The 24,224-nt window shown below is 49.8% G+C and carries 21 protein-coding genes; 10 read left to right on the top strand and 11 right to left on the bottom strand.

Annotated elements, in window-relative coordinates:
- Positions 1-96: 96 nt before the first annotated feature.
- Positions 97-471, top strand: a complete 375-nt coding sequence (locus tag G499_RS0115305; protein WP_027000661.1) for a response regulator transcription factor — start codon at positions 97-99, stop codon at positions 469-471.
- A gap of 5 nt (positions 472-476) precedes the next feature.
- On the opposite strand, the gene G499_RS0115300 is transcribed toward G499_RS0115305, so the two are convergent.
- Positions 477-989 carry a hypothetical protein gene (locus tag G499_RS0115300; protein ID WP_027000660.1) on the bottom strand — a complete coding sequence of 171 codons (513 nt, stop codon included), beginning with the start codon at positions 987-989 and terminating at the stop codon, positions 477-479.
- 137 nt (positions 990-1,126) lie between these two features.
- On the opposite strand from G499_RS0115300, the gene pheS reads away from it, so the two are divergent.
- Positions 1,127-2,161 (top strand): phenylalanine--tRNA ligase subunit alpha, encoded by a 1,035-nt coding sequence (gene pheS, locus G499_RS0115295; protein ID WP_027000659.1) that lies wholly within the window; start codon positions 1,127-1,129, stop codon positions 2,159-2,161.
- A 227-nt stretch (positions 2,162-2,388) separates the two neighbouring features.
- On the opposite strand, the gene G499_RS0115290 is transcribed toward pheS, so the two are convergent.
- A complete protein-coding gene (locus tag G499_RS0115290; RefSeq protein ID WP_035727734.1) occupies positions 2,389-3,174 on the bottom strand; it encodes a DUF6733 family protein in 786 nt (261 codons plus the stop codon).
- 402 nt (positions 3,175-3,576) lie between these two features.
- On the opposite strand from G499_RS0115290, the gene G499_RS0115285 reads away from it, so the two are divergent.
- A complete protein-coding gene (locus G499_RS0115285) occupies positions 3,577-4,404 on the top strand; it encodes a PorV/PorQ family protein (RefSeq protein WP_027000657.1) in 828 nt (275 codons plus the stop codon).
- A gap of 146 nt (positions 4,405-4,550) precedes the next feature.
- Complete coding sequence (locus G499_RS0115280) at positions 4,551-6,674, top strand: ComEA family DNA-binding protein (protein WP_154658487.1); 2,124 nt, start codon at positions 4,551-4,553, stop codon at positions 6,672-6,674.
- Between the two features lie 139 nt (positions 6,675-6,813).
- On the opposite strand, the gene G499_RS0115275 is transcribed toward G499_RS0115280, so the two are convergent.
- Positions 6,814-7,689 carry a DUF2911 domain-containing protein gene (locus G499_RS0115275; protein ID WP_027000655.1) on the bottom strand — a complete coding sequence of 292 codons (876 nt, stop codon included), beginning with the start codon at positions 7,687-7,689 and terminating at the stop codon, positions 6,814-6,816.
- 377 nt (positions 7,690-8,066) lie between these two features.
- On the opposite strand from G499_RS0115275, the gene G499_RS20315 reads away from it, so the two are divergent.
- The 5 genes from G499_RS20315 to G499_RS0115250 all read left to right on the top strand — a co-directional run bounded on the left by G499_RS20315 (position 8,067) and on the right by G499_RS0115250 (position 13,079).
- Positions 8,067-9,440 (top strand): POTRA domain-containing protein, encoded by a 1,374-nt coding sequence (locus tag G499_RS20315; protein WP_211231630.1) that lies wholly within the window; start codon positions 8,067-8,069, stop codon positions 9,438-9,440.
- Positions 9,441-9,536: 96 nt separating this feature from the next.
- Positions 9,537-10,583 (top strand): lysylphosphatidylglycerol synthase transmembrane domain-containing protein, encoded by a 1,047-nt coding sequence (locus G499_RS0115265; RefSeq protein ID WP_035727732.1) that lies wholly within the window; start codon positions 9,537-9,539, stop codon positions 10,581-10,583.
- Positions 10,584-10,637: 54 nt separating this feature from the next.
- Entirely contained in the window at positions 10,638-11,429 is a 792-nt protein-coding gene (locus tag G499_RS0115260) for an SDR family oxidoreductase (protein ID WP_027000653.1), read from the top strand.
- A 22-nt stretch (positions 11,430-11,451) separates the two neighbouring features.
- Positions 11,452-12,393, top strand: coding sequence for an alpha/beta fold hydrolase (locus G499_RS20310; protein WP_035727728.1), 942 nt, complete (start codon positions 11,452-11,454; stop codon positions 12,391-12,393).
- 182 nt (positions 12,394-12,575) lie between these two features.
- On the top strand, positions 12,576-13,079 hold the full coding sequence (locus G499_RS0115250) for a GNAT family N-acetyltransferase (RefSeq protein WP_027000652.1): 504 nt from the start codon (positions 12,576-12,578) through the stop codon (positions 13,077-13,079).
- Between the two features lie 459 nt (positions 13,080-13,538).
- Here the strand turns inward: G499_RS0115250 and G499_RS0115240 are convergent, their stop codons facing one another.
- Complete coding sequence (locus tag G499_RS0115240; protein WP_027000651.1) at positions 13,539-14,810, bottom strand: 3-phosphoshikimate 1-carboxyvinyltransferase; 1,272 nt, start codon at positions 14,808-14,810, stop codon at positions 13,539-13,541.
- A 464-nt stretch (positions 14,811-15,274) separates the two neighbouring features.
- Here G499_RS0115240 and G499_RS0115235 point away from each other — a divergent pair, with 464 nt between their 5' ends.
- Positions 15,275-16,453, top strand: a complete 1,179-nt coding sequence (locus G499_RS0115235) for an acetyl-CoA C-acyltransferase (RefSeq protein ID WP_027000650.1) — start codon at positions 15,275-15,277, stop codon at positions 16,451-16,453.
- A 369-nt stretch (positions 16,454-16,822) separates the two neighbouring features.
- On the opposite strand, the gene G499_RS0115230 is transcribed toward G499_RS0115235, so the two are convergent.
- The 7 genes from G499_RS0115230 to G499_RS0115190 all read right to left on the bottom strand — a co-directional run bounded on the left by G499_RS0115230 (position 16,823) and on the right by G499_RS0115190 (position 24,186).
- On the bottom strand, positions 16,823-18,616 hold the full coding sequence (locus G499_RS0115230) for an ABC transporter ATP-binding protein (RefSeq protein ID WP_027000649.1): 1,794 nt from the start codon (positions 18,614-18,616) through the stop codon (positions 16,823-16,825).
- Between the two features lie 561 nt (positions 18,617-19,177).
- Positions 19,178-20,032: a polyphosphate kinase 2 gene (ppk2, locus tag G499_RS20305; RefSeq protein ID WP_051296303.1), complete on the bottom strand. Its 855-nt coding sequence runs from the start codon at positions 20,030-20,032 to the stop codon at positions 19,178-19,180.
- A gap of 308 nt (positions 20,033-20,340) precedes the next feature.
- Positions 20,341-21,144, bottom strand: coding sequence for an alpha/beta fold hydrolase (locus G499_RS20300; protein ID WP_035727725.1), 804 nt, complete (start codon positions 21,142-21,144; stop codon positions 20,341-20,343).
- Positions 21,145-21,195: 51 nt separating this feature from the next.
- Positions 21,196-21,711 (bottom strand): hypothetical protein, encoded by a 516-nt coding sequence (locus G499_RS0115205; RefSeq protein ID WP_027000648.1) that lies wholly within the window; start codon positions 21,709-21,711, stop codon positions 21,196-21,198.
- Between the two features lie 260 nt (positions 21,712-21,971).
- Positions 21,972-22,637, bottom strand: a complete 666-nt coding sequence (locus G499_RS0115200) for a class I SAM-dependent methyltransferase (protein WP_027000647.1) — start codon at positions 22,635-22,637, stop codon at positions 21,972-21,974.
- Positions 22,634-23,518 carry a hypothetical protein gene (locus tag G499_RS0115195; RefSeq protein ID WP_211231629.1) on the bottom strand — a complete coding sequence of 295 codons (885 nt, stop codon included), beginning with the start codon at positions 23,516-23,518 and terminating at the stop codon, positions 22,634-22,636. The genes G499_RS0115200 and G499_RS0115195 overlap by 4 nt, the downstream gene beginning before the upstream one ends.
- A 113-nt stretch (positions 23,519-23,631) precedes the next feature.
- Positions 23,632-24,186, bottom strand: a complete 555-nt coding sequence (locus G499_RS0115190) for a sigma-70 family RNA polymerase sigma factor (protein WP_027000645.1) — start codon at positions 24,184-24,186, stop codon at positions 23,632-23,634.
- Positions 24,187-24,224: the final 38 nt, after the last annotated feature.

Here is a 24,224-nt window from a genome sequence, read left to right as displayed (position 1 = left end):
ATATCGGGTGTTTCTCGATTTTTTTCGCGGGCTTTGTACTAATTTTACCACAGAACCATTGTGCAGCACATCGTCTGCCCTCTTAAACGAAAGCTTATGGACAAAGTACTGATTGTTGATGACGAACCCAATATCTTGCTATCTTTAGAGTTTTTGATGAAAAAAAACGGCTTTACCGTCTTTATTGCTCGAGACGGCTCCGAGGCCTTAGAAATTCTCAAAAACGAACAACCTGATATTGCCATCCTAGATATTATGATGCCCCAAGTAGACGGCTACGAGGTGTGTCAATATATCAAAAACACAGAAGGCTTGCAACATACCAAGGTGGTGTTTCTGACGGCTAAGACCAAAGAATCGGACATTGCTAAGGGCTACGAGATGGGGGCAGACCTGTACCTGACCAAACCCTTTTCGACACGAAACCTCGTAACCCAAATCAAAGGCCTGCTGAGCGATGTGAATTTATAACACCCTCACCACGCTGTAGCCCCCTCGCAAGAGGGGCAGCTACGCGCCGGAATATTGGAGAGGTGTTTTTTGGTCATTCCCTTTTTCTTCCCTACAGACATTTCGCTCATAAGGCGGCGCTGGGTAGTTTCGTCCCAATCGCCACTTCGAAAGCGCAAAGCCACACAAGTCCGCACTAGGTGCTCCAATTCTTTGCATTGTACTGCGCCATTCTGCCGTTTCCAGCGTTGGTATGCCTCTTGCGCTTCTGCGCCTTCGGCAGCCAGACCCTCGGCCAAGTAGCGGCGCATACCGGCTTGTACTGGCTCACAAATAGGGCATTCGGGTACAAAAAACAGCTCAGGGTTTTGCAGCATCTCCGCGACAATAGCTGCCGGAAAAGCCTCCACCTGAAGTCCTTCAAAAATCGCCTCCTCCAGAAAAGCTTCCAAGCCAATATCTGAAGAGGTGTTGTTTTGGCCAACCAAGGGGAAGCCCCTCAAACAAACCAAGAGCAGAAAGAAGTACCAGTATTTCATGTGGTGTGATATTAGTTTGTTGCTCTATACGTGTACAAAGCCTTTGAGGGTTTGTTTGGGCATTCGCCCAACATTCCATAACTTTGTCAGCACACGACCTGACCGTATTATTCACGCTTTGATATTTCTTGTTTTTTATGAGTTTGGAAAAAGCCCGCACCACTGCCGAAGCCATCGCGCAATACAGCCTCGAAACCCCCGAACAGCTAGAGCAGTTCCGATTACAATACCTCAGCAAAAAAGGGGTGATTACAGACCTCTTTGGAGCGATGAAAGACCTTCCCGCCGAAGACCGCAAACAGTTTGGGCAGGTAGTCAATGAGCTGAAGGAGCAGGCTGTTGCCAAATTCAAACAAGCGCAAGAAGCACTCGAAGCGGCGCAGACTGCCTCGGGGGCTACTGCCCCGCTAGACTTGAGCCTGCCAGTACTGCCGCATAGCTTGGGTGCACAGCATCCCATCACGTTGACCAAAAACCGCATTATTGAAATTTTTGAGCGCATTGGTTTCAATGTAGCCGATGGCCCCGAGATAGAAGACGACTGGCACAACTTTACGGCCCTCAATTTCCCCCCCAACCACCCTGCCCGCGAAATGCAGGACACCTTTTTTGTGGAGCGCAATGGTACCAATGATGTACTCCTGCGGACACATACCTCCAACGTCCAAATTCGGATGATGAAGGAGCAACAGCCGCCCATTCGCAGCATTATGCCGGGGCGCGTATACCGCAATGAGGCCATTTCAGCGCGTGCGCACTGCCTCTTCCACCAAGTAGAAGGCTTATATGTGGCCGAAAATGTAAGTTTTGCCGACCTAAAGCAGACGCTCTACCACTTCGTGCGGGAGATGTTTGGCCAAGAGACTGCTGTTCGTTTCCGCCCTTCGTATTTTCCTTTTACAGAGCCTAGCGCCGAGGTAGATATCTCCTGCCACCTTTGCCAAGGCAAAGGTTGTAATGTCTGTAAGTACACAGGGTGGCTCGAAATTTTGGGTTGCGGAATGGTAGACCCCAACGTGCTCGAAGCCTGTGGCATCGACCCGGTACGGTATACCGGTTTTGCCTTCGGAATGGGCATCGAACGCATTGCGATGCTCAAGTACCGAATCAAAGACTTGCGCCTCTTCACCGAAAACGATGCACGCTTCTTGAGACAGTTTAGCGGGGTCTAGCGAAGACACCAATTTTTGGAATGAACTATAGACACACACCCTGAGCACCTCTTGAGGCCTTCAGGGTGTGTTGTGTTATCTGGCTTGGCTAACAATAGATTTACACCACCGGATATTTTTCAAGTTCTAGTTAAAACTGTGGGCTAAGTCTCATTTTATCCTCAAAATGAGGCCTCAGCTTGTCTTTGAGCTACTTTTCCAAAAATGCCTGGTGGCGTGGCCTCAAGCTAGAATCCGAAGCCCACACTGAGTTTGAAGAACGACGGTTGTTCAAAGCTGCTTTTGGCTACTTCGGCATCTGAGCGGAGGTCGAAGCCGGAGCTAAACCGAGCGAAAGCCCCCAGCTTGGGCGCACTAAACTGTATATAAGGCCCTAAGGCTTGATAGAAATCAAAAGCCTCTCGTGCGGGGCCTTCATCCTTACCCCCTGTAAAGCGCAGTTGCTCAAAATGTAAGCCCAAAGACAAGAAGGACGAGATTTTGTAACCCCCATTGATCCAGTAATGTAGGTAGTTGTTGGTAGTGGGGTTACCGTGGTCTAGCCCCATATAGTATCCCCCATATAGTTCCCCTTCGAGCGCGTCAGTGCCTAGCCCTACGGTTAGGTTGGGCACTAAGCCCTCGGCCAATACAGGAGTCCCTAGGCCGGAGGTAAGGCTACCGTTGAGCAAGCCTACCTGTGGGTTGATATAGAGCGCATCACCTACCGGAATGCCAATACCAATGCCAAACTCTGTCCAGTTGCCCCAACTGCCTCCGGCAGCGCCCCCCGACCAGAGGATACCATAGAAGGTAAAGTCGACGCTACTGCCCTTGTAAGCACCTGAGAAAAAGGGGTAAAATCCAAAGAAAATATCAGAGTTGAGCGAGATATTCAGGCTTACCTTGCTGTCTTCTTCTTGTGCGCGAAGCGGAGCGCTCAACAACAGGCTTGCCAGCCCAAATACCAATACTGTGCGCCATAGCGTTGCAGACAACAAGCCATTGGCTGCGTAAATTGTAGTTTTTTTCATCGAAGATTTGTTTTTAGATTAAGATAATGGGTTGTTGTATGCCAACAGTTCGAGTATTTGAAAACACACAACGGGTTGAAGATACAGAATGCTTGAAATAGTCGGGAAACAAAGATTGCAAATTTGTTTGTTTGGCAAAATTTTTTTTTCGTTTTTTATAATAAATCAAAATATATTTGCATTATTTCGAAATTTGTCGCAAAAATCATTGGGGGGAAGGAGGCTTCCGCAAGGGGCTTAACAAAATTTTAACCTAGGGTATCGGTACTTTATGAGATAATCTTTGTTTTTTTACGAAAATTTAGCGGCTATACCTACTTTATACAACCAGCTTCAAGCCTCACATACTAAGCCTAAAATATTCATTATCAGGCAGATAACACACCTTGAGTATAATAATCTATGAAGCAGTATTTCTACCATTGGCTAGTAGGGGTTTGGTTGTTGAGCGCCGGCGGGCTTTATGCCCAAAAAGGCAATGACCCTGTGGGCGCACGCGCCGTGGGTATGGGCGATGCAGCCGTTACTTTGCAAGATCAGTGGAGCGTTTTTAATAACATAGGCGGCTTGGCAGGCGTAACAGAGATGATGGTCGTGGCCGGGTATGAAAACCGGTTTGGGATAGCCGGATTTCAGACGTTTAGCGCCGGAATAGTAACTCCGCTGAACAATATCGGCGTAGCAGGGCTTACCTTGGCGCGCTTTGGCGACGAGCTGTATAGTGAGCAAAAATATGGACTCGGATTTAGCCACCGCCTCGGAATAGTCAGCCTTGGCCTCAAAGTCAATTATGTACAGGTAGCCGTACAGGAGCTGGGTGGCACGGGTGCAGTGGTCGTCGAGTTTGGCGGGGTAGCAGAAATTACCCCCAACTTGTTTTTTGGAGCGCACATCTATAACCTCAATAGGGGCAAATTTCGCACTTTTTTTGAAGACGAGCTGCTGCCTGTAGTGCTCAAGACCGGCCTTTCTTATCGGCCTTTCAGCTCATTGATGATCAATATTGAAGCGATGAAAGACCTAGAGCAAGAGGCGCGCTTCAAAGCCGGATTAGAATACCTCATTATCCCCAAAGTACAACTGCGTACCGGCCTGCAAACACAGCCTGTAGCCAATTTCTTTGGGGTAGGGTTTACACCCAAACGCTTTCAGGTAGACTATGCGATGGTCATCAACCAAAGGCTTGGCTTTATGCAGCACGTGGCCGTTAGCTATCGCTTTGGGCAATAAAAACCCACTGGATAGATACAAACTAGGCTTGATTTTCAGAAAAATATATCCGTTTTATTGTGGACAATACCAATACACAAGCAAGATACAAGGCACTAGTGAGGTGCGTGTGCGGCCTCTTCTTTTTGTTTTTGGGGGCGATATCGATGCCCTTACAGGCACAGAAAAAGCCCGATATCGATGTAGATGCCCTTATTTTGGACCTACTCCCCAATCCTGATGGAGAGAGCTTCAGCGATGAACTGCTCAATGATATTGTCGATGTGTTGTACCAATTGTACCAGCATCCGCTCAACCTCAACCAAGCCCAACGCAGCGAATTAGAAAACCTGTATGTGCTGAGTCCTTACCAAATCAATGAGTTTTTGAAATACCGGAGCAAAATGGGCAAGCTCCTGTCTATCTATGAGTTGCAGGCCATCCCTGGTTTCGACCTGACCACCATCCGGCGGCTGAAGCCGTTTATCATCGTGTCAGAAACGGTCATCACCAAAGATGCTCGCTCACTATGGAGACGCATACAGGAGGGAGACCCTACACACTACCTTATCTTGCGCAACAACCAGTTTCTGGAAACCAAACGGGGCTATACCCCTGCCGATACCAATAGCCGTGGCTTGCCCAATGCACGCTACCTTGGAAGCCCGCAGCAGTATTTTGTGCGATACCGATTGAGCCAAACTGGCGACTATAGTTTTGGATTTACCTTAGAGAAAGACCCGGGCGAAACGATAGAGTGGAATCCGGCGCAGCGGTATTATGGGTTTGATTTTGTTTCGTTTCACGCAATGCTCGAAAACCAAGGGCGCTTCAAACGGATTCTCATAGGGGACTACCAGCTAGGGATTGGCCAAAATCTGCTGCTTACAGCCGGTTTTGCTCTGGGCAAAGGCTCAGAGACCATCAACACCGTGCGTCGTAATGACTGGGGGGTTCGCCCCTATACCTCCACCCTAGAGTCGGGCTTTTTCAGAGGGGCTGCCGTAACTTATGAGCTGATGCCACGCTTGGAACTGACAGGTTTCTATTCGAGAGTGCGCCGCGATGCCAATGTCCAAGAGCGTCTGATTGCCATTGCAGACTCCCTGAGCGATGGAGTCAGCTTCGAAACAGAGTTTAGCTCCGAAAATTTTATCGAAAGCCTTCAAATTACAGGGCTACACCGCACCCCGTCGGAGCGGGCAGCCCGCCAAACCATCTTAGAAGAAAATTTTGGAGGGCATCTCAATTACAAAAATCGCAGCGAAAACCTCAGCGTAGGCGCAACTTTTCTAGCCACACGCTATGGGATACCGCTTCAACGGGTGGAGCGCAATTATAATCGATTAGAGTTCAACGGCCAGCAAAACTTGAATGTAGGGCTGAATTTCAACTATTATTGGCAAAATTTCACCTTTTTCGGAGAAGCTGCCCGTTCCCAAAGCGGAGGAGTAGGGGTTGTAGGCGGGTTTTTGTCGAGCCTTTCGCCCAAAATCGACTGGGCAATGTTGGTGCGCAGCTATGACCCTAATTTCCACAGCCTTTATGGCTCGGCTTTTGGCGAAGGCTCTCGCAATATCAACGAACGTGGGATTTATACCGGGCTCAAGGTGCGTCCATTGCCCAAGATGGAGTTATCGTTTTTCTATGACACCTTCACCTTCCCTTTCTTGCGCTTCAATGCCGCCGCTCCTTCGCAAGGCTCAGGTTATTTTGCGCGAGTTACCTACCGCCCACAGCGTGGTACAGAACTTTTTGTGCAATTTAGAGACGAAACCAAGGAAATCAATCAACGAAACAACACCGCCATCACGCGCCTTATCACGCCATTTGTGAGGCAAGACCTGATTTTTTCTATCAATATGACTACTGCCCAAGACCTAGTGCTCAAGAGCAGGGTGCAGTTCAACAGACAGGAGCAAGAGGGGTTTTACAGTGAGGGGTTTATGATTTTTCAGGACATAGCCAAGAGCTTTGGCAAGCTGAGGCTTGATGCCCGGGTAGCTATTTTTGATGACAACACCCGCCGCCGTGCCGATAACACCCTCAGCGCTACTTTCATTTATGTATATGAGAAAAATGTGCTCTGGGCGCCTACCTTGGTGCGTTATTCCGGTGCAGGCTATCGGTATGTCTTGTTGGCCAAATACAAACTCACGCGCAATATTGACTTCTGGGCACGCTGGGCGCAGACTTTCCGAACAGACACCGACCGCATCGGTACAGGATTAGAGCAGGTGGATGGAAATGTACTTTCACAGCTTACGTTTCAGCTGAAGTTTGATTTCTAATTACACCACTGGACATTTTGGAAAAGTAGTTCGTAGTTCCTGCCCCGCGACAAGCTGAGGCCTTGTTTGGGGATAGCTGAGCCTTAGGTCACAGTTTTGGCTGTGGGATCAGGAAAATGTCCAGTGGTGTGAACAAAAACTATTTCTTAGCGCTCCAAGCCTGTGTTGCCTCGTTCATACGGCCTTTGTAGCTGTCGTAGAAGCCGGAAGGGTTGGCATCACCAATTTTTTTGGCTTCATTAATGGCCTCAAGTGCTTCCTTATTTTTGCTTTGGGCAGCAAGCGCACGGGCTTTAATCCAGCGGTTGAAGAAGTGTTTGTCTTGCATTTCGATAGATTTTTCGGCCCAAGCCAGCGCTTGCGCAGCATCGAGGTTGTTGTCGAGATAAAACTCTGCCGAGGCGGCGTAGCTATACCAAGCGCCATTCATCTGACGCATAGCGGCCTCTACGTTTTGTTTGCCAATGCTGACAGGATCCGTAACGACTTCAAAGGGGATTTCGAGTTTTTCCCAGCGCAACGACACAATGCCTACCTTGTTGTCTGCATCGGCTTCGATACGGTAGCTGAGGCGTTCTTGGCTCTTGCTATGTACTACAGGGCTTACTTCTACACGCGCCACATCGTCGCTTTCGAGGTAGCTGAAAGCACCGTTGCCCTTAGAGTCTGTATTGATGATGATTGTCCATTTTTGCTCGCCAGGAATGCTAAGCAAGGTATATGTGCCGGCTTTTACGGCCTTGCCACCAATGCTTACGTCGTGGCTGAAGTGGATTTTGGTAGGGGCATTGGCTCCACTACGCCATACTTGGCCATAAGGCACTAGCCCGCCCCATACTTGGCGGCCCTTGATGGCTGGAGAGGCGTAGCTAATCTTGATTTCGGTAAGGCCAACTACTTGACTCACATTGGCCGCAGGGCTGGGCTGTGGGAGCTGTACTTGTGCATAGCTGATAGTACTGAGGCTTAGCATAGCGCAGGCCAAGCCAAGGGTACGAAAGAATGATTGTATCATTGTGCGACAAATTTTGGGTTTTGAAAATGGGAGTAAATCAGATTTGATGCGGCTAAAATACGTAATTATTTCAAAAACTGGCGTTGCAACAGCTTTCAAATTCTCAAAGATACTCGCAGCAGGCAAATAGTACAAAAACTTGCAAAGACTTGATTTTTTTTCCAAATTGACACGCCTAACGGTGGATGCTTACGTATGAACTTCAAACACGAAGCCCAATCAAATTCCTTAAGGCATATTGAATATCCTTACAAACAAGCACCAATGGCGTGTGATTATTGTGTATGTACTTTGAGCCGTATGATAACATCGTTTGCAGGTTGAGAAGCTTGTGGATATTGTTTTGGGTCTTGGGAGGAGTGCCTTTGTGGCCGCAGATGCCCTTAGACTCAGGCCAATATACCGCGCCATTTGTCATCATTGAAGAGGTAATCATTCAAGGCAATCGCCTGACAAAAGAGCGCATTATCTTGAGAGAGCTGGATATAGCGATAGGCGATACCTTGTGGGCAGCCAAACAAGACACGGTTTTATTTAGAAATAAGAACAAGATATTTAACACCGATCTTTTTACCCAAGTCAAAGTAGAGTTACAAGAAGGGTCGGTTGCGGGTCAGAAGAAATTGCTCATAGACCTTCAAGAGCGTTGGTATATTTTTCCTATCCCATTAATTGACCTCGTAGACCGCAGCCTGAACGAATGGTGGTACAACCAAGGGGGCGACCTCAATCGGCTTACCTACGGGATGGTCTTTACCCAACGCAATCTCTTCGGCCTCAATCAAACTTTGGAAGGGGTGATACAACTAGGTTTTCTAAAGCGCTTCGGAGTCAAATATGCCATCCCATACCTGAACCAAGCACAAACCTGGGGGATGCAAATCGCTACGGCCTATACCCAGCGCATTGCAGTACCTTATGAGACGGTAGAGCACCAACTCCGATTTGTGGAGGCTTCTGATTTGGGGCAAAGCCTCGAAGACCGCTTCAATACAGCTGTGAGCTTCAGCCGGAGAGGCGCTTTTTATACTTTCCATAGTTTTGAGCTGGGCTACAACTATAACCAAGCTGCCGACACTGTCATTGGCCTCAACCCCAACTACTATCTCAACGGGCGCAATCACCAACGCTATCTGACATTACGCTATCTCTTCAAGCTAGAGTTGCGCGATGTCGTTGCATACCCCTTGCGGGGCAGTGTATTGCTTTTGGGCTTGACAAAACTAGGCCTGCCACCCCTCAACGATGTAGATATGCTCCATATCAATGTAGGCTACGGGAAATACTGGCAGTTGGGAAGCAAGGCCAGCAATTGGTTTGTGGAGACTAACGCCTTGGGACGGTTGACCTTTCTCAATCAACAGCCTTATGCCAATGCCTTGGGCCTGGGCTATCAGAATGCTTTTTTGAGAGGTTATGAATTGTATGTGATTGATGGCCAAAGCTATGTCTTGAGTAAGAACGCACTCAAATACCGCCTTTTTGATGTAGTCAAAACCCTGAACTTTATCCCCTTGTCTCAGTTCAAAAAAGTCCCGCTGGCCGCCTACCTCAACATCCATACAGACCTTGGGTATGTGCGGGATGATGTGTTTAGGCGCGAAAACAACCGCTTTTCTAACCGCCCTATCTATGGCATTGGGGCAGGGCTTGATGTTGTGAGTTATTACAACTCCGTCTTCTCTTTCAATTATTCGATGAATATAGCCCAAGAATGGGGGCTTTTTGTCAACTTCTCGGCAAAGTTTTAGGCGGCATACTGTCTGCACTAAAATTCCATAAAACTTGATTAACTTGCAAACAGCAGATGACATCTTGTATTTCCTGACATCGGACACCTTTTTTGTATGACACAAATCACCCAAGAAGAAAGCAATATCTTACGCCAGCTCAGCCCCCGGCGGATTATCATCCCTACTTTGTTGGGGTTGGGCATTACAGCGTACTTGTTCTATACCAGCGTAGACTTTGACACCTTATTGCCCAGCCTGTCCAAGGCCAGCGGGGTTTGGATTGTGTTGGCATTGTTGACCTTGTTCATCAGAGACGGCTTTTACATTTACCGCATCCGATATCTGACGCAGAAGGAGCTGACTTGGACGGGCAGTTTCTATACCATTATGCTCTGGGAGTTTTCCTCGGCCATCAGCCCCTCTGCCGTAGGCGGAACAGCGCTGGCTAGCTTGCTATTGACCAAAGAGGGCATTCCCTTCGGCAAGTCCTTGGCCTATGTAATGGTTTCGGCAGTGCTCGACAACCTGTTTTTTGTCATCGTAGGAGGGGTTGTACTGGCCTTGCATTGGAGTAGGGTATATCCTGTGGCGCTTTTCCCTACCGTCGAGGGTTTTGCTGTCCAAAACCTGTTTTTGGTAGCCTATTTTAGTGTGGCTGCTTATAATTTTTTGATGATGTATGGGCTGTTTTACAAACCCGAGGCTATCCGCTGGCTCTTCATCAAGGGTACTTCTTGGGGCTGGATGAAGCGCTTTCAGGCGGCAGCCCAAAAACAAGGGGATGAGCTGGTCATTGCCTCTGCCGCCCTCAAAAACGTAGGCTTGGGCTACTGGATGCGCGCCATCGGAGCCACCTTTGCTGTCTGGACTTCGCGCTACCTCATTGTCAATTGCCTCTTGGCAGCCTTTGTAGGGCTGGCCTTTACAGACCACCTGCTGATTTTCTCCCGTCACGTGTTGCTTTGGGTAATCTTATTGATTGGCTTTACACCGGGGGCTGCCGGCTTCGCCGAAATTTCTTTCCAAGCCTTTTTTGGGAACTATACCGAGGGTATTGTGGCCATCACCATCGTAGCGCTGATGTGGCGCATCGTAACCTACTACCCCTACCTCATTACCGGGGCTATTTTCTTGCCCCGCTGGCTCAAAAGGGTGTATTAGCCGATACGATGGGAAGGCATCTGAATTATTATGAACACAAATCTATCCCAATATATGCACACACTACTTGACCTGTCGGGCAAACGCGCCCTCATAGGCGGAGCCAGCCAAGGAATTGGCAAGGCCGTCGCCCTGCTCTTGGCCGAAATGGGGGCTTCGGTTACCCTACTGGCCCGCAACGAGGCGATGCTACAAACGCTTTGCAAGACCTTGCCCAACAATGGCAACCAAGAACACCACGTCTTGGCTGCCGACCTGCAAGATACCGAGGCCTTGGCACAAATCATCGACCGCTACGCCTATCAACACAATATCCATATCCTTGTACACAATACCGGTGGACCACCCGCAGGGCAGGCACACTTGGCCGATGCTGAAGCCTATCAACTAGCCTTTGCCCAACACCTCCTCAGCGGCCAGATTTTGGTGAAAGCCCTGCTCCCGGCGATGCAGCAGGCCAAATATGGACGCATTATCAACATCATTTCTACCTCTGTCAAGCAGCCCATCGCCGGGTTGGGGGTATCCAACACCATCCGAGGGGCAGTGGCCAACTGGGCCAAAACCCTTTCCCTTGAGCTTGGAGCAGAAGGCATTACGGTCAACAACGTATTGCCGGGCTATACCAAGACCGCCCGCTTGTATGATTTGATAGATTTTCGCGCCGAGCAAAACGGCAAGCCCAGCATAGAGGTCGAGCGCGAGATGATTCGGCAGATTCCCGTAGGGCGCTTTGCCGAGCCCGCCGAAATTGCCCAGGCCGTCGCCTTTTTGGCCAGCCCGGCAGCAGCCTATATCAATGGCATCAACCTGCCCGTAGATGGCGGGCGTACCGGAAGTTTATAATAAAATTTATATTGCAATTACAATGAAAAAGAAACTAGCCTATTTTTTCCTCATCCTCATTGCTTTGTTGGCCGCCGCCTTGTTGTGGTTTGCCAAGGCCGACATACCCGTCGAAACACTCAAGGAGCGCTACACCAACGAAGCCTCGCAGTTTGTCCGCATCCAAGGGATGGATGTACACTACCGTGTGGAAGGGCAGGGCGCGCATACGGTGGTGCTGCTACACGGCACAGGGGCCTCGCTACATACTTGGGAGCCTTGGGTAGATAGCCTAAAGGCTGATTTCAAGGTGGTTACCTTAGATTTGCCTGCTTTTGGCCTTACAGGGCCACACCCCAAGGCGGACTACTCCCTAGATGCCTATGTCGCGTTTTTGTATGAGTTTACACAAGCGCTCAAGCTAGAAAGTTTCCACCTCGGAGGGAACTCCTTGGGTGGGGGCATTGCCTGGAACTATACCTTGGCACATCCCGAGCAAGTGCTGTCGCTGGTTTTGGTAGATGCTTCGGGCTACCCCTCCAACCGCAAGTCGCCTTGGGTCTTTAGGCTTGCCCGGCAGGGAGGGCTGAATCAAATCGTAAGGTATGTAACGCCCAAGTTCTTTTTTAAGAAAAACTTACTCGATGTATATGCCGACCCCAACAAGGTTACCGACGCACTGGTGGAGCGTTACTATGAGCTAGGGCTGCGAGAAGGTAACCGACAAGCCTTTATAGACCGCTCCAAAACCACCTACACCAACCGCGCCGACCAAATTCCCAACATCCGGCAACCCACGCTTATTCAGTGGGGGCGAGAAGATCGCTGGATTCCCCTAGAACATGGGGAGCGCTTTGCCGAAGACCTGCCCAACGCCCGTTTGGTTGTATATGACAACGCCGGACACGTGCCGATGGAGGAGATTCCTGCCGAAACTGCCGCCGATGTCAAACGGTTTTTGAAGGCACAAGCCAATCTCAAGTAAACAACCTGTCCTTATGTGTATGCGAAGCTACACCTGCGTACGCAGCGCTTTTGGGAAGAATAGAATATGAAGTATGAACGATGAAGTAAAGGTTTTGGGCGTTGTTGTGCGAAGCTATACCCTCCAAGGGCGGCGCGGGAAGAAGCCCAAGAAAACGTCAAAACACTTTAATGTCAAAATCAATGCAAGTTTTAAATCTTACCACGGCCAGCGCCCAAGATTGGGCACGCATCCAGGCCCTTGCCCACGCTACTTGGCCTGATACGTTTGGAAACATCCTGACGCAGGAGCAGATTGCGTATATGCTGGATTGGATGTATAGCCAATCCTCACTCTTGGAGCAGATGCAGCGGGGCGATGTGTTTTTGATTGCCCACGATGCTGCGCAAGATCTCGGTTTTGCCGGATATGCCCTCCATACCCCGGAGGCAGGCTATTGCAAACTCCACAAGCTCTACATACACCCACAAGCTCAGGGCAGGGGCCTAGGTCGAAAGCTGCTCGATGAGGTCGTGGCTGCCACCCGAAAAGCAGCCTTACACACCCTCTCGCTCAATGTGAACCGCTACAATCAGGCAGCCATCGCCTTTTACCAACACTATGGCTTCCGCATTGCCAAAGAAGAAAATATCGACATCGGGCAGGGCTTTTGGATGGAAGATTTTGTGATGGAAATGGATATGTAAAACTAGATAACCCTTGCGCCCCTCTCGGTGTCCACACCAATAGCCGGATGTACCCCGAACACACCACTGGACATTTTTGAAAAAGTAGCTCGGAGCTCGAGCTCCGAGACAAGCTAAGTCTCATTTTACCCCAAAATGAGACTTAGCCCACATTAAGCTGATATGTTGTTTGTATGGCCTTGGCCTTGAACTTTGGCCGTTATTGCGCCTTCTTGGACATCTACCTGTAGCACTGTGCTCTTGTTGGTGTAGCTCCTCCCTCTGGGGAGGCGGTTGCTGAAGTCAGTTTTTTCTAATGCTTGCAGCGCTATTGTATCCCCCACCAAGTTTGGCCACAGGTTTTTCTGCTCATAATGGTATCTATTGTGAATCGTTGAGTATTGATTATGGGTGGTAATGGTTTTAGCACTTTCCCCACCAAAGAGGCAAGTGTTAGGCCACCCACACCGGCAGCCGTTTTTATGCCACCTCCACCCCCAAACTTCTGAGGTCATCCCAGAAGCCGGGATAAGACTTGGCCACGACCTGAGGGTCGTCTATGAGTACTTCTGCAATGCAGGCTGCCAGCGGGGCAAAGGCCATGGCCATCCTGTGGTCGTCGTAGGTATGTATTTGTAGGCGCTCTGGGAGCGGCTGTGTTGGTGGCACAAGCGCCCAAGTATGGGCATCAAGTGCTTGCAAATCAGCACCTAGTTTTTGGAGCTCGGCTTGCATCGCTGCAATTCGGTCTGTTTCCTTGATGCGCAGGCTTTCTAGCCCGACAATGCGCGGCATTGCTACTCCTTTGGCGGCGGCGCAGGCCAATACCGTTTGGGCGAGGTCGGGGCAGCGGTCAAAATCCCATACTTGGGGCATTGCAGCCGCAGGATGGAACGTGTGTTCGAGCAGCATTCCGTCTGCGGTAGGAGTTGTATTGACCCCTAGGGGCTGCATTAGCCGGCTGATGGCTTGGTCGCCTTGGAGGGAGCGGGGTTTGAGACCTTGGAGCTGTAGGCGGCTGCCCGGGCGCAGCGCCACTAGGCTGTACCAGTAGCTAGCCCCAGACCAATCGGCTTCTACGGCAAAATCAGCCTCTTGATAAGTTTGGGGTTGGATGTGGATGCTGTCGCCCTCCCATTTATGATTGACCCCAAAAGCCTTCATCTGTGCCAAGGTCATTTCGAGGTAGGGGCGAGAGGCAATATGCCCGACCAAGCGTAGGCTCAGCCCTAGAGGCAGGGTAGGGGCTACCATCAGCAAGGCCGATACAAACTGACTGCTGACGCTGCCATCGATGCTCAGTTGCTGGGTTTTTTGGGTGAATGGACGCGTTGCATTCAGCCGTATGGGGGGGTAGCCGGGCTTGCCGAGATACTCGATTTCTGCTCCTAATTGCGCCAGCGCTTCTGTCAAAATACCGATAGGACGCTCTTGCATCCGTGGGGTGCCGGTCAGGGTTTTGTTGCGTAGTTGGGTGGCAGCATAGGCCGTCAGAAAGCGCATCGTGGTTCCGGCATCCAATACATCCCACACTGCTGCCTCAGGCGTTTGGAGCAGGCGTAAGAGCGTTTGGGTGTCGCGGGCGCTGGCTAGGCGGCGTACCCTGCCCACACGAAACGCTTGGCCGCTCTGCGCACAAGCCAAGGCCTGTAGCAGCAGCGCACGGTTACTTTCGCTTTTGGAGCCTGTGAGGGTAAGACTTCCCAACAGGGGAGCACCTGCCGGAATATGGAGTGTATATAGGTCTTTCATCGTGATACCCAATCAGAATTGGTTTGGAAAATGTATACATTGAAAATCCTTGAGAATCAAGAAAATAACTTCCTGTGAATCCTCAAGCCAAGTGAATCTTGGTATAAAAAACGTATTGGACGCAGAGGCATACAAGGGTCAAGTATATTAGGGTGTTGAGCGTGCAACCCTTATGGCGATGAGGCCAGCTTTTTTTGAATGCCCTCTAAAAATACAGCATCTGCTTTAGAAGGCCAAACCCATACCCCGATTTTCTGAAGGGGGTGAAACGAATGTGTGGGTTTATTTTGCTTAAAATCAATGATTTATATGCTAAAATACTATAGATTAGCACCCAAAGTCATTTGATTTGTGCTAAAAACATGCTACCTTCAACTCGATAAAGTTGCTTAGAGGCCGGACGTGTTTTTGGCCGGCGCTTATGCATCAATAATTTGACATTTTAAACCTCATCTATCTCTCCCATGAAAGAAGTATATGTAGTATCCATAGCCCGCACGCCCATTGGTAGCTTTTTGGGTGGACTTTCTGACCTGAGTGCCACACAACTTGGCGCAGCCGCCATCAAAGGGGCTATAGCCCGCGCCGGTATCGAAGCCTCACAAGTACAAGAGGTATTTATGGGCAATGTGGTAGCGGCAGGCCTAGGCCAAGCCCCTGCCCGTCAGGCGGCGCTGTATGCCGGTATTGGCAATCACGTGCCCTCCACCACCATCAACAAGGTCTGCGCTTCGGGGATGAAGGCCACGATGTTTGCCGCACAATCTATTATGTTGGGGCATCAGGACATCATCGTGTCCGGTGGTATGGAGAGTATGTCCAACATCCCGCACTATGTGATGAAGTCGCGCTTTGGTTTCAAGTATGGCGATGCTAAGTTGGTAGACGGTCTGGCGCACGATGGCCTTACCGATGCCTACGACCACAATGCGATGGGTGTATGTGCTGATGCGACTGCCGAAAAGTACAAGTTCAGCCGCGAGGCGCAAGATGAGTTTGCCATCAACTCTTACAAGCGCGCTGCCGAAGCTACGGAGAAGGGCTATTTCAAGCAAGAAATTGTGCCTGTTGAGATTCCTCAGCGCAAAGGCGACCCGGTGCTCTTTTCGGAAGATGAAGAATACAAGAACGTAAAATTTGACAAGATTCCCAGCCTTCGTCCGGCTTTTACTCCCACCGGAACCGTTACGGCGGCCAACGCCTCTACCATCAACGACGGTGCGGCAGCCCTCGTACTGATGAGCAAAGAGAAGGCCGAAAGCCTTGGCCTCAAGCCTATCGCCCGCATTGTGAGCTTTGCCGATGCTGCCCAAGAGCCTAAGTGGTTTACGACGGCGCCTACCTTGGCCGCCCCTAAGGCGCTAGATGCCGCCGGACTGAAAGTGAGCGATATCGATTATTTTGAAGTCAATGAGGCTTTTGCTGCCGTTACGATGGCTTTCTACACAGAGCTCAACATCGACCCTGCCAAAGTCAACGTCTTTGGCGGAGCTGTTTCGCTAGGCCATCCGCTGGGCTGCTCTGGAGCGCGTATCTTGGTTACTTTGCTCAATGTATTGCAACACAAACAAGGCCGCTATGGCTTGGCTGCTATCTGTAATGGTGGTGGTGGTGCTTCGGCAATGGTGGTAGAGCGCCTCTAGTGGAAGGATGAACGATGGAGTTGAAGGCCTCTGGCTGGCGTACGCTTATGCATGCGTAAGCGGCTTAGGGGCTGAGGCAAGTAGCTCCCTTGCTCACGGCTGTGTTTCACAGCCGGGGGCAAGGGACTACAGCCGAAGACCCGACCCCGAAGGGGAAAGCCCCAAAAAATCATCCATACAGTTCGTCAAAAACAAAACCCTCTGAGCACAAGGCTGAGAGGGTTTTTTTACATTGTTGGGTGAAAGGTCAGTGGCCGAGCCGCAGTAGCGGCATAGCTGGTTGTCAAGCCAGACAGTCTCTAAGGCTGTCGGATTGTCAAAAGGATTCGGCAATAAGCCCCAACACACCTAACAATACCTCCAACGAACTCAGTCTACTGCGCTTTCGGCCTGTAGCTGCTTGTCGTGCAAAGCTTTATAAAATCCGTTCTGCAACATCAGCGTTTCGTGAGTACCATACTCTACCACTTGGCCATCTTCTAGGACGAGGATTTTGTCGGCGAGCTTGGCCGACGATACCCTGTGAGAGATGATGATAGAGGTACGGCCTTCCATGATACGCTTGAGGGCGTTGAGAATGGCGTTTTCGGTCTTGGTATCTACGGCAGAGAGGGCATCATCCAGAATAAGCATACTGGGCTGTCGGATAATGGCTCTGGCAATAGAGAGGCGTTGTTTTTGCCCTCCGGAGAGGGTTATTCCCCGCTCGCCGAGGCGGGTTTCGAGTTGGTGCTCGAAGTCCATGACGTTGTCATACAAGTCGGCATCTTTGAGTGCCTGTACGATGGCTTCTTCCGAGACTTCGTCGGGGTTGAGCCCGAAGATGACATTATTGCGGATGGTGTCTGAAAACAGAAACACATCCTGCGGTACGTAGCCTATTTGGCTGCGCAGCGAAGCTAGGCTATAGGCTTGGATGGGCTGCTCGTCTATCCAAATTTGCCCCTCGCTACTATCATACAGACGGCAAATAAGGTTGGCAATGGTGCTTTTGCCGGCACCAGTGCCTCCCAAGATGGCAATACTTTCGCCCGGATGTACTTCAAACGAGACTTTTTTCAGGGCCTCTATTCCCGTGTCGGGATAAGTAAAATCGACGGCCTCAAAACGGATATTCCCGCTGATGGGCTGGTCTAGGTTTTGGGTAGAATGGAGGTCGCTATGGGTTTGCAAAAACTCATTGATGCGCGCCTGCGAAGCGGCTGCTCGCTGGGTGATGCTGGTAATCCATCCGAGGGAGGTTACCGGCCAAGTCAACATATTGACATAAATCAGAAACTCAGCTACATTGCCGGCGGTGAGGTTGCCACGCATTACTTCCAAACTCCCTACATAGACCGTCAGGAGGGTGCTGGCGCCAATCAAACCCAAGATCAGGGGGAAGAAATAGGCTTCTACCCGTACCAAGGCCAAAGACTTGTTGCGGTAGCGCTCGCTTTCGTCGGTAAACTGCCGGAGGGAGTCTTGCTCACGGGCAAAGGCTTTCAGTACCCGCACCCCCGAAAAGGCCTCTTGTGCAAAAGTAGACAGGGTGGAGAGTTGCTTCTGGATGCGGTCGGAGCGGCGATTGATGGTATTGTTTACAAAATAGATGCTCAGCGAGAGTACCGGAAGCGGCAACAAGGCATAAAAAGACAAGGTGGCGTTGATGCTAAACATATAGCCAATGACCATCACACTCAGCGTAATCATATTGATGCCATACATAATGGCAGGACCGAGGTACATCCTGACCATACTCACGTCTTCGGAGATGCGAGCCATCAGGTCGCCGGTATTGCTGCGGCGGTAGAAGCTCAGAGGAAGGCTCTGATAGTGGGCATAAATCTCGTTTTTGAGGTCGTACTCTATCAAGCGAGACATCACGATGATGGTCTGCCGGACAAAAAACAGGAATACCCCCCGCAGCAAGGCCATCAGCACAATCAAGGCACCATAAAACAAGACTGTCTGGGCAAACAAACGATAAACCCCCTCGCGGGCTTCCATCCCCTCGGTTACAAAATACAAATCCAGCGTTTCTTTGATAAGATCAAAGGCATAGCGTACCAGTTGCGCCGGAACAATACTGAAGTAATTAGAGATAATCGTGAATACAATACCCCAAAAAAGATGATACTTGTATCTGTAGAAGTATTTATTGAGATAACTAAGTGATTTCATATCAGCGTGTTGCAAAGAACGATAAAGCTGCTCCCCAAAGAGGCAGCAGCCACAAAGATAAACTATTGGCAAGAAAGCCACTGCTTCATAACGAAAAAATGCGAAAAATAGTTGTTGTAACACGGAAATAAAGCTTTTAAGGCTCACAAACTCATTTCGATGGTTGGCAAACAAGTGCTAGCCTTGTCAAAGAAATGATGATCCAAATGATGGGAAACCTCGAATGGACGTTTGAGGATGGAGGTACTTATGAGATAAGGGATATTGTAGGGAACGAGAAAATATTTGAGGATGTCTCTAATTGAAGTATTCAAGGAAATATACTCACTATCGAAAACTCCAGATCAGGTGTCAGCAACCTGACCATCAAGGAGTTTTCAAAAACAAAAATGGTGTTGTATAACCCTGAAGATAGAGGATTAAAAACCAATGTCTTTGTAAGAACCAAGTAACAATGCCGATTTGGTAATTTTTTTGGTTTTGCTGTAGCTACTACCAATGTTCCCGCTATACGTTGCTAAAAAGCCCCAGAGGGGGATACCGTGTTGGCCGTTGGTGTTACTAATCATCCAGCGGCTGCTTGGGGTCAAATTGGTAGACTGTCGTTCCATCGGCTTGGAGCAGGGTTTCGTCTTTGCCCGGATAATCAAATTGCCGTAGCACATAGCGCATCGATGCCAGTCGGGCTTGCTCCTTGTCGTCGGCTTCTACGACAATCCATGGGCTGAAATCGAGGTGGGTATGGGCAAACATCTCGCGGCGGTAGTGGGTGAAGGTTTCCCAACGGGCTTGGGCTTCGAGGTCTACCGGGCTGAGTTTCCACTGTTTGAGCGGGTTTTTCTTGCGGTCGCGGAAGCGCTTGGCCTGCTCGCCTTTGCTGAGGTGAAACCAAAACTTGATCATCAGCAGGCCGTCTTCGGCTAGGAGATGCTCAAACTCGGGCACTTGGCGCATAAAGCGTTGGTATTGTTCTTCGCTACAAAAGCCCATCGCGGGCTCTACCACGGCGCGGTTGTACCAACTGCGGTCAAAGAACACGATTTCGCCCGGGCGGGGTAGCTGGCTCACATACCGCTGGAAGTACCACTGGCCGCGTTCTTCTTCGGTGGGTTTGGGTAGGGCGACAATGCGCATCTGTCGGGGCACGAGGTGTTGGGTAAAGCGCAGGATAGTCCCCCCTTTGCCGGCAGCATCACGCCCCTCAAAAATGATGGCCAGACGCTGGCCTGTATCTACGACCCATTGCTGCAACAAAATCATCTGTACTTGCAGCGCTTCTAAGTCTGCCTCATAGGCTAGGGTGTCGAGTATGCGTTTGAGGTTGATTTTTTTCTGGCGCAATAAGGCGCGAAGCCCAGCGGGCGAATTGAGTAAGCGCAATTCTTCAGCGCTTAGGTTGGCTTTTTTGTAGGGCATATAACAAGGTTTAGTGTGTGTGTATTGAGGTATGCAGTTTGGGGGCTGTGTATCGACAATCTGCTTCACCAACAACAATACCTCTTTCCTCCTATGCGTTGCCCCCTCATCGCATTTGTCAGTGTGTTGGCAATCTGTGTATAACACCAAGTTTTAGCCTAAACGACAACACAATATAAACCTATATTGGCAATTTTTCCAAATTTTTGACGATTGTAATTGTTGCTCTTTTAAAAAAATCGCAATTACACAGCTAAAATGTGATTTTTGTATGCGTTATTAAGCCGTTGCCCGCACGTGTAGGGGCTCTAGGCCAGCTGCAACAATCCCTTTTGAGGGTTACTCAAAAACTGGATGGAGACTTGGTTAAACATTTCGGATTGGTCGATATTGACTACGTGCCCACAGTTGGGCAAGACAATCAGGCGGGCGTGGTGATGTACCTTGACTACTTGCTGTACTTGGGGCAAGAACATATGGTCTTCATCGCCCATAACGTAGAGGGTGGGTATGGGAATTTCTTTTTCGTTAAAATAACGCAACAGGGGATTTACTTCGCTAGTTAGTTTGTACCACCGGAGAAATTCTTTTTGATAGAGGCGCTTGGCTTCCCGGATAAAGAGCAGGCGCGAATGGCGGTGGCGGGCGCGGGGCATTATCACCCAAGCCAAAAAGCTATAGAGCCACATATAGGGTACAAAACGCTTCACACAGTTGCCAAACCACATCAGGAATTTAGAGCGCACATTGAGGCGGATAACGGCACCGCCCAACACCATCGAACGGATGCGCGAAGGGTCGAGCTCGCCCAAGGAGCGGATGATGATAGAGCCTAATGAGATACCTACAAAATGCGCCTGTTGGATGCGTAAGTGGTCAAGTACTTCGATAATATCGCGGCTAATATCCTTGAAAGTATAGCGGTCTTGCATATACTCTTGGATAAAATGTTTGGAGCGCCCGTGGCCACGCAAATCCAACAAAAGGACATTAAAATGCTGTTTAAAATCACGGATTTGCTTGAACCAAATAGAGGAGCTGCCACCGGCTCCGTGTACAAACACCACCCAATCTTTACCTTCTTCCAAGAAATATTGTTTGTAGTAGAGCATATCAGAGCTTAGGGCTTTTTAGAGTTGTTGCTAAATTACGATTTTATATGATTATATTACTGCCAAAAACAAAAATTTGTTGCCATCTTTCTCAATAAGGGCTTTCAGCTCCTGTATGGCGGGCAGTTGCGCCTCGTGTGCTTCTCCTACAATAAGCACGATGAGGTTTTGTTGTTGGTAGCGGCGCAGGGCATAGAGCTGTATTTGCCCAATCAGGCGGTTACGCTCATTGGTGGCGCGTAGGCTTTTGGCAAGCTTGATTTCAATCCCGATCTTACCATTGGCGATGTCGAGGTCGATGCGCTCGCGGCGTGTACCCTGTTGTTCGTTTACCACAGGCACCTGGCGCTGTACTTGACCCGGATACAGGCGGTCTACATACTTGTGTAATATAGGCTCCAAATCAGCTTCTTTGGCCTGAGCCAGCCACTGAGCCGGAAGTTGGAGGCGCTGTAAGTGCGCATACACCCGAACGATAGTAGGGTGGCGGCGCTGCCAATGGCGGTATGCCTCTAGGCCGCTGTAAGTACTCAACAAGGTCAAAACAAAGACCAAGGCATAGGTCATAAGAGTGTCATTTTTGGTAAAAAAATTGACACAAAAATAACTAAACCTTTGCGATATTGCTACTTTTATCGACTACTTTGCCTATATCATTGAAAGTTAGTTGATTTTGTTGACATTCGAATAGCTTACAAGCCACTGGATATTTTTGGAAAAGTAGCTTGGCGCTCCAGCTCCGAGACAAGCTGAGGCCCTATTTTGGGGGTAAAATGAGACTTGGCCCACAGTGGGATTTGAAAAATGTCCAGTGGACTGAACCCACTCTATCCCTCACGCTCAAACACCTGTCCTTTGATTAGCTTCCCGAAGTAGTGCCTTGGTTTTTGGGCTTGCAACAATGGATGTGCTAAGAGAGCTTGTTCGTAATGATAGTAGCGCCGGTGGGGCAGGGGCGCAATGCAATGGCAGAGCACATACATCAGTCCAATCAGCAAGCGTCGCCAGCCATAAGCCTGTTCTCCGGCGCAAAAATCAGTGTAGCCCCAGCGCCCCCCAACGCGCAAATAGGTTGCCCATTGGGCAACAAACAGTTTGTTTTGAGGAGGCGCAAACAAGTCTAGCACGAAGCAAGTCAAAACAGCGTCATAGGGTTGCCGGGGGATAGCCGTAGGTCTTGCTATCCAGTTACAGCGGTCTTTTTGAACAGCGTTACACTGTTGTTGGGCACGGCGCATCATTCGCGGTGCCGGCTCTACATAGACTATTTCGGCCAATGGGCAACACTGCCAAATAGGCTGCAATATCGCCCCAGAACCACCTCCAATGACCAACACGCGGCTGTTGGCAGGTAGGCCGGACAAGGTCTCGCGCACGGTTGCGCGGGTAGCACGCCCTAGCTGCCCCCAAAACACTACCCACATCATCAGATCGTAGACAGGGGCTAGGCGGTCAAAGGCCTTGCTGCTGTTTGGTCTTGGGGAAGGGTTCATAGAGGAGGTGTATAGGATAATAGCAGAGGCACACAAAACACCGCATCAGCTAGTAGGCGGTAGCGCCAGCGTTGCTCCAAAAAATAAGGCCTTCGATAGAGCCACAGCATCGTCCCCCACATCACAGCTACGCACAACAGCACCGGAGTGGTTTGTATTGGATGAAAATGAATCAAACAGCCAGCCCAAATCGCCCCCAAGAGACCTGAGAAACCCAACAGTGCGCTCAAATACCGACGTGTGAGGGCTTCGCCCCAGCGCAAAGGACTGGAAGGGCTGTGGTCTTGTTGGTCGGCGGCGGCTTCATACCAAGCGATGAGCAAGAGGTTGAGCCACGCCATACTGCCCAACCACAAGGCCCAAACCAAGTGTATCTCCCAAGCCTCGGGATGATAGCTCATGGCCAACAGCCCAAGCCCTAGCGTATAGAGTATGGCAATGCGTAATTCTTTGGAAATGAGTACATTGGTTTTCCTGCTCCAATACTGATGCATCCCTACAGGCACTAACAACAGGCTACCCCAACAAAGCAGCAGCCAAGAGCGCATTTGCCACAAAAAATAGCTTTGTATCAAAGCCACCAGCAGCCACGCCGTCAAGAAGAGGGGAAAATATTGCTGATGTAGCTGATGCCGTGTTGTGGCCGCAGGCCAAGGGATATGAAAAGCATCCCAAAGCCGGTCGGCAGTATAAATCAGCCAAACACTCAATACCAGTACCCCGAAGTCTATCGAGCGAACAGGCGCAGCCACGCTCAGGCTCCAAGCCTGCGCACAGGCATAAGCCCCTAGACACACATCAAAGCTGAGATGATGCCCAAGGAGATAGCCGCGCTCCAAGAGCTTGAGTAGGGAAATCAAAGGAGATGTGGGCTGTGGCATAGCCACAAAGATAGTAATTCTGCACACCACTAGATATTTTGACTTTCGTCGTTGTTGTGCTTATTTTGCTCCCTTGTGATGGAAACATATCTAACCGCAAAGGATGCAAAGTTCTAGTGCCCGTAGCAGCGGGGGCAATCTTGTTCGCCGTGGAGCTTGCCATCGTCAGGGTTGAGGTGGTAGCTACAACAGTCCGCAAACTTTTGCTTAATCAACTCCCGCCCGCGTTGTAGACGCGACTTCACCCCCGAAAGGCTCAAGCCCAACTTTTCGGCAATTTGAGCAGCTTTTAATCCGTCATACACATTCAAACTAACCACTTCTCGATAACCTTCAGGTAGCTCGTCGATAAACGGGTGCAAACAGCAATATAGCTCCTGATGGCCTGCCTTGCTCTCTGCACTCACAGGCACAACAGCCACCAAGCGCTCACTTTCTGAAATATACCGTTGCCGCTGCCGATGATAATCAGTGATTTGATTGCGGGCAATCTGGTAGACCCACGCTTGTAGTTTGTCTTCGCTTTGAAGCTGGTCAAGATGAAGGTAAAGCTTGATAAAAATCTCCTGATGGATGTCTTTGGCATCCTCGCTACTGTCTACGCGATGCTCCACAAAGCGTAGTAGCTTGTCCGAAAACTGATTCCAGAGGTGTTGGAGGGTAGGCATTTGCGGGGGATTTTTTGGGGAAATCAAAACTAACCAAA

The organism is Eisenibacter elegans DSM 3317, from assembly GCF_000430505.1.
Classification (GTDB): Bacteria; Bacteroidota; Bacteroidia; order Cytophagales; family Microscillaceae; genus Eisenibacter; species Eisenibacter elegans.
This window is presented reverse-complemented; position numbering and strand designations above follow the sequence as displayed.

Excerpts from the sequence above, each read along its gene's own strand:
- G499_RS0115305 (WP_027000661.1), top strand. The coding sequence starts at position 97 with ATGGACAAAGTACTGATTGTTGATGACGAACCCAATATCTTGCTATCT.
- G499_RS20315 (WP_211231630.1), top strand. The coding sequence starts at position 8,067 with ATGCCCTTAGACTCAGGCCAATATACCGCGCCATTTGTCATCATTGAA.
- ppk2 (WP_051296303.1), bottom strand. The coding sequence starts at position 20,032 with ATGCCCTACAAAAAAGCCAACCTAAGCGCTGAAGAATTGCGCTTACTC.
- G499_RS0115235 (WP_027000650.1), top strand. The coding sequence starts at position 15,275 with ATGAAAGAAGTATATGTAGTATCCATAGCCCGCACGCCCATTGGTAGC.
- G499_RS0115280 (WP_154658487.1), top strand. The coding sequence starts at position 4,551 with ATGCCCTTACAGGCACAGAAAAAGCCCGATATCGATGTAGATGCCCTT.
- G499_RS0115260 (WP_027000653.1), top strand. The coding sequence starts at position 10,638 with ATGCACACACTACTTGACCTGTCGGGCAAACGCGCCCTCATAGGCGGA.
- G499_RS20310 (WP_035727728.1), top strand. The coding sequence starts at position 11,452 with ATGAAAAAGAAACTAGCCTATTTTTTCCTCATCCTCATTGCTTTGTTG.
- G499_RS0115195 (WP_211231629.1), bottom strand. The coding sequence starts at position 23,518 with ATGCCACAGCCCACATCTCCTTTGATTTCCCTACTCAAGCTCTTGGAG.
- G499_RS0115275 (WP_027000655.1), bottom strand. The coding sequence starts at position 7,689 with ATGATACAATCATTCTTTCGTACCCTTGGCTTGGCCTGCGCTATGCTA.
- G499_RS0115265 (WP_035727732.1), top strand. The coding sequence starts at position 9,537 with ATGACACAAATCACCCAAGAAGAAAGCAATATCTTACGCCAGCTCAGC.
- G499_RS0115250 (WP_027000652.1), top strand. The coding sequence starts at position 12,576 with ATGCAAGTTTTAAATCTTACCACGGCCAGCGCCCAAGATTGGGCACGC.
- G499_RS20300 (WP_035727725.1), bottom strand. The coding sequence starts at position 21,144 with ATGCTCTACTACAAACAATATTTCTTGGAAGAAGGTAAAGATTGGGTG.
- G499_RS0115290 (WP_035727734.1), bottom strand. The coding sequence starts at position 3,174 with ATGAAAAAAACTACAATTTACGCAGCCAATGGCTTGTTGTCTGCAACG.
- G499_RS0115190 (WP_027000645.1), bottom strand. The coding sequence starts at position 24,186 with ATGCCTACCCTCCAACACCTCTGGAATCAGTTTTCGGACAAGCTACTA.
- G499_RS0115240 (WP_027000651.1), bottom strand. The coding sequence starts at position 14,810 with ATGAAAGACCTATATACACTCCATATTCCGGCAGGTGCTCCCCTGTTG.
- G499_RS0115230 (WP_027000649.1), bottom strand. The coding sequence starts at position 18,616 with ATGAAATCACTTAGTTATCTCAATAAATACTTCTACAGATACAAGTAT.
- G499_RS0115300 (WP_027000660.1), bottom strand. The coding sequence starts at position 989 with ATGAAATACTGGTACTTCTTTCTGCTCTTGGTTTGTTTGAGGGGCTTC.
- G499_RS0115200 (WP_027000647.1), bottom strand. The coding sequence starts at position 22,637 with ATGAACCCTTCCCCAAGACCAAACAGCAGCAAGGCCTTTGACCGCCTA.
- G499_RS0115285 (WP_027000657.1), top strand. The coding sequence starts at position 3,577 with ATGAAGCAGTATTTCTACCATTGGCTAGTAGGGGTTTGGTTGTTGAGC.
- G499_RS0115205 (WP_027000648.1), bottom strand. The coding sequence starts at position 21,711 with ATGACCTATGCCTTGGTCTTTGTTTTGACCTTGTTGAGTACTTACAGC.
- pheS (WP_027000659.1), top strand. The coding sequence starts at position 1,127 with ATGAGTTTGGAAAAAGCCCGCACCACTGCCGAAGCCATCGCGCAATAC.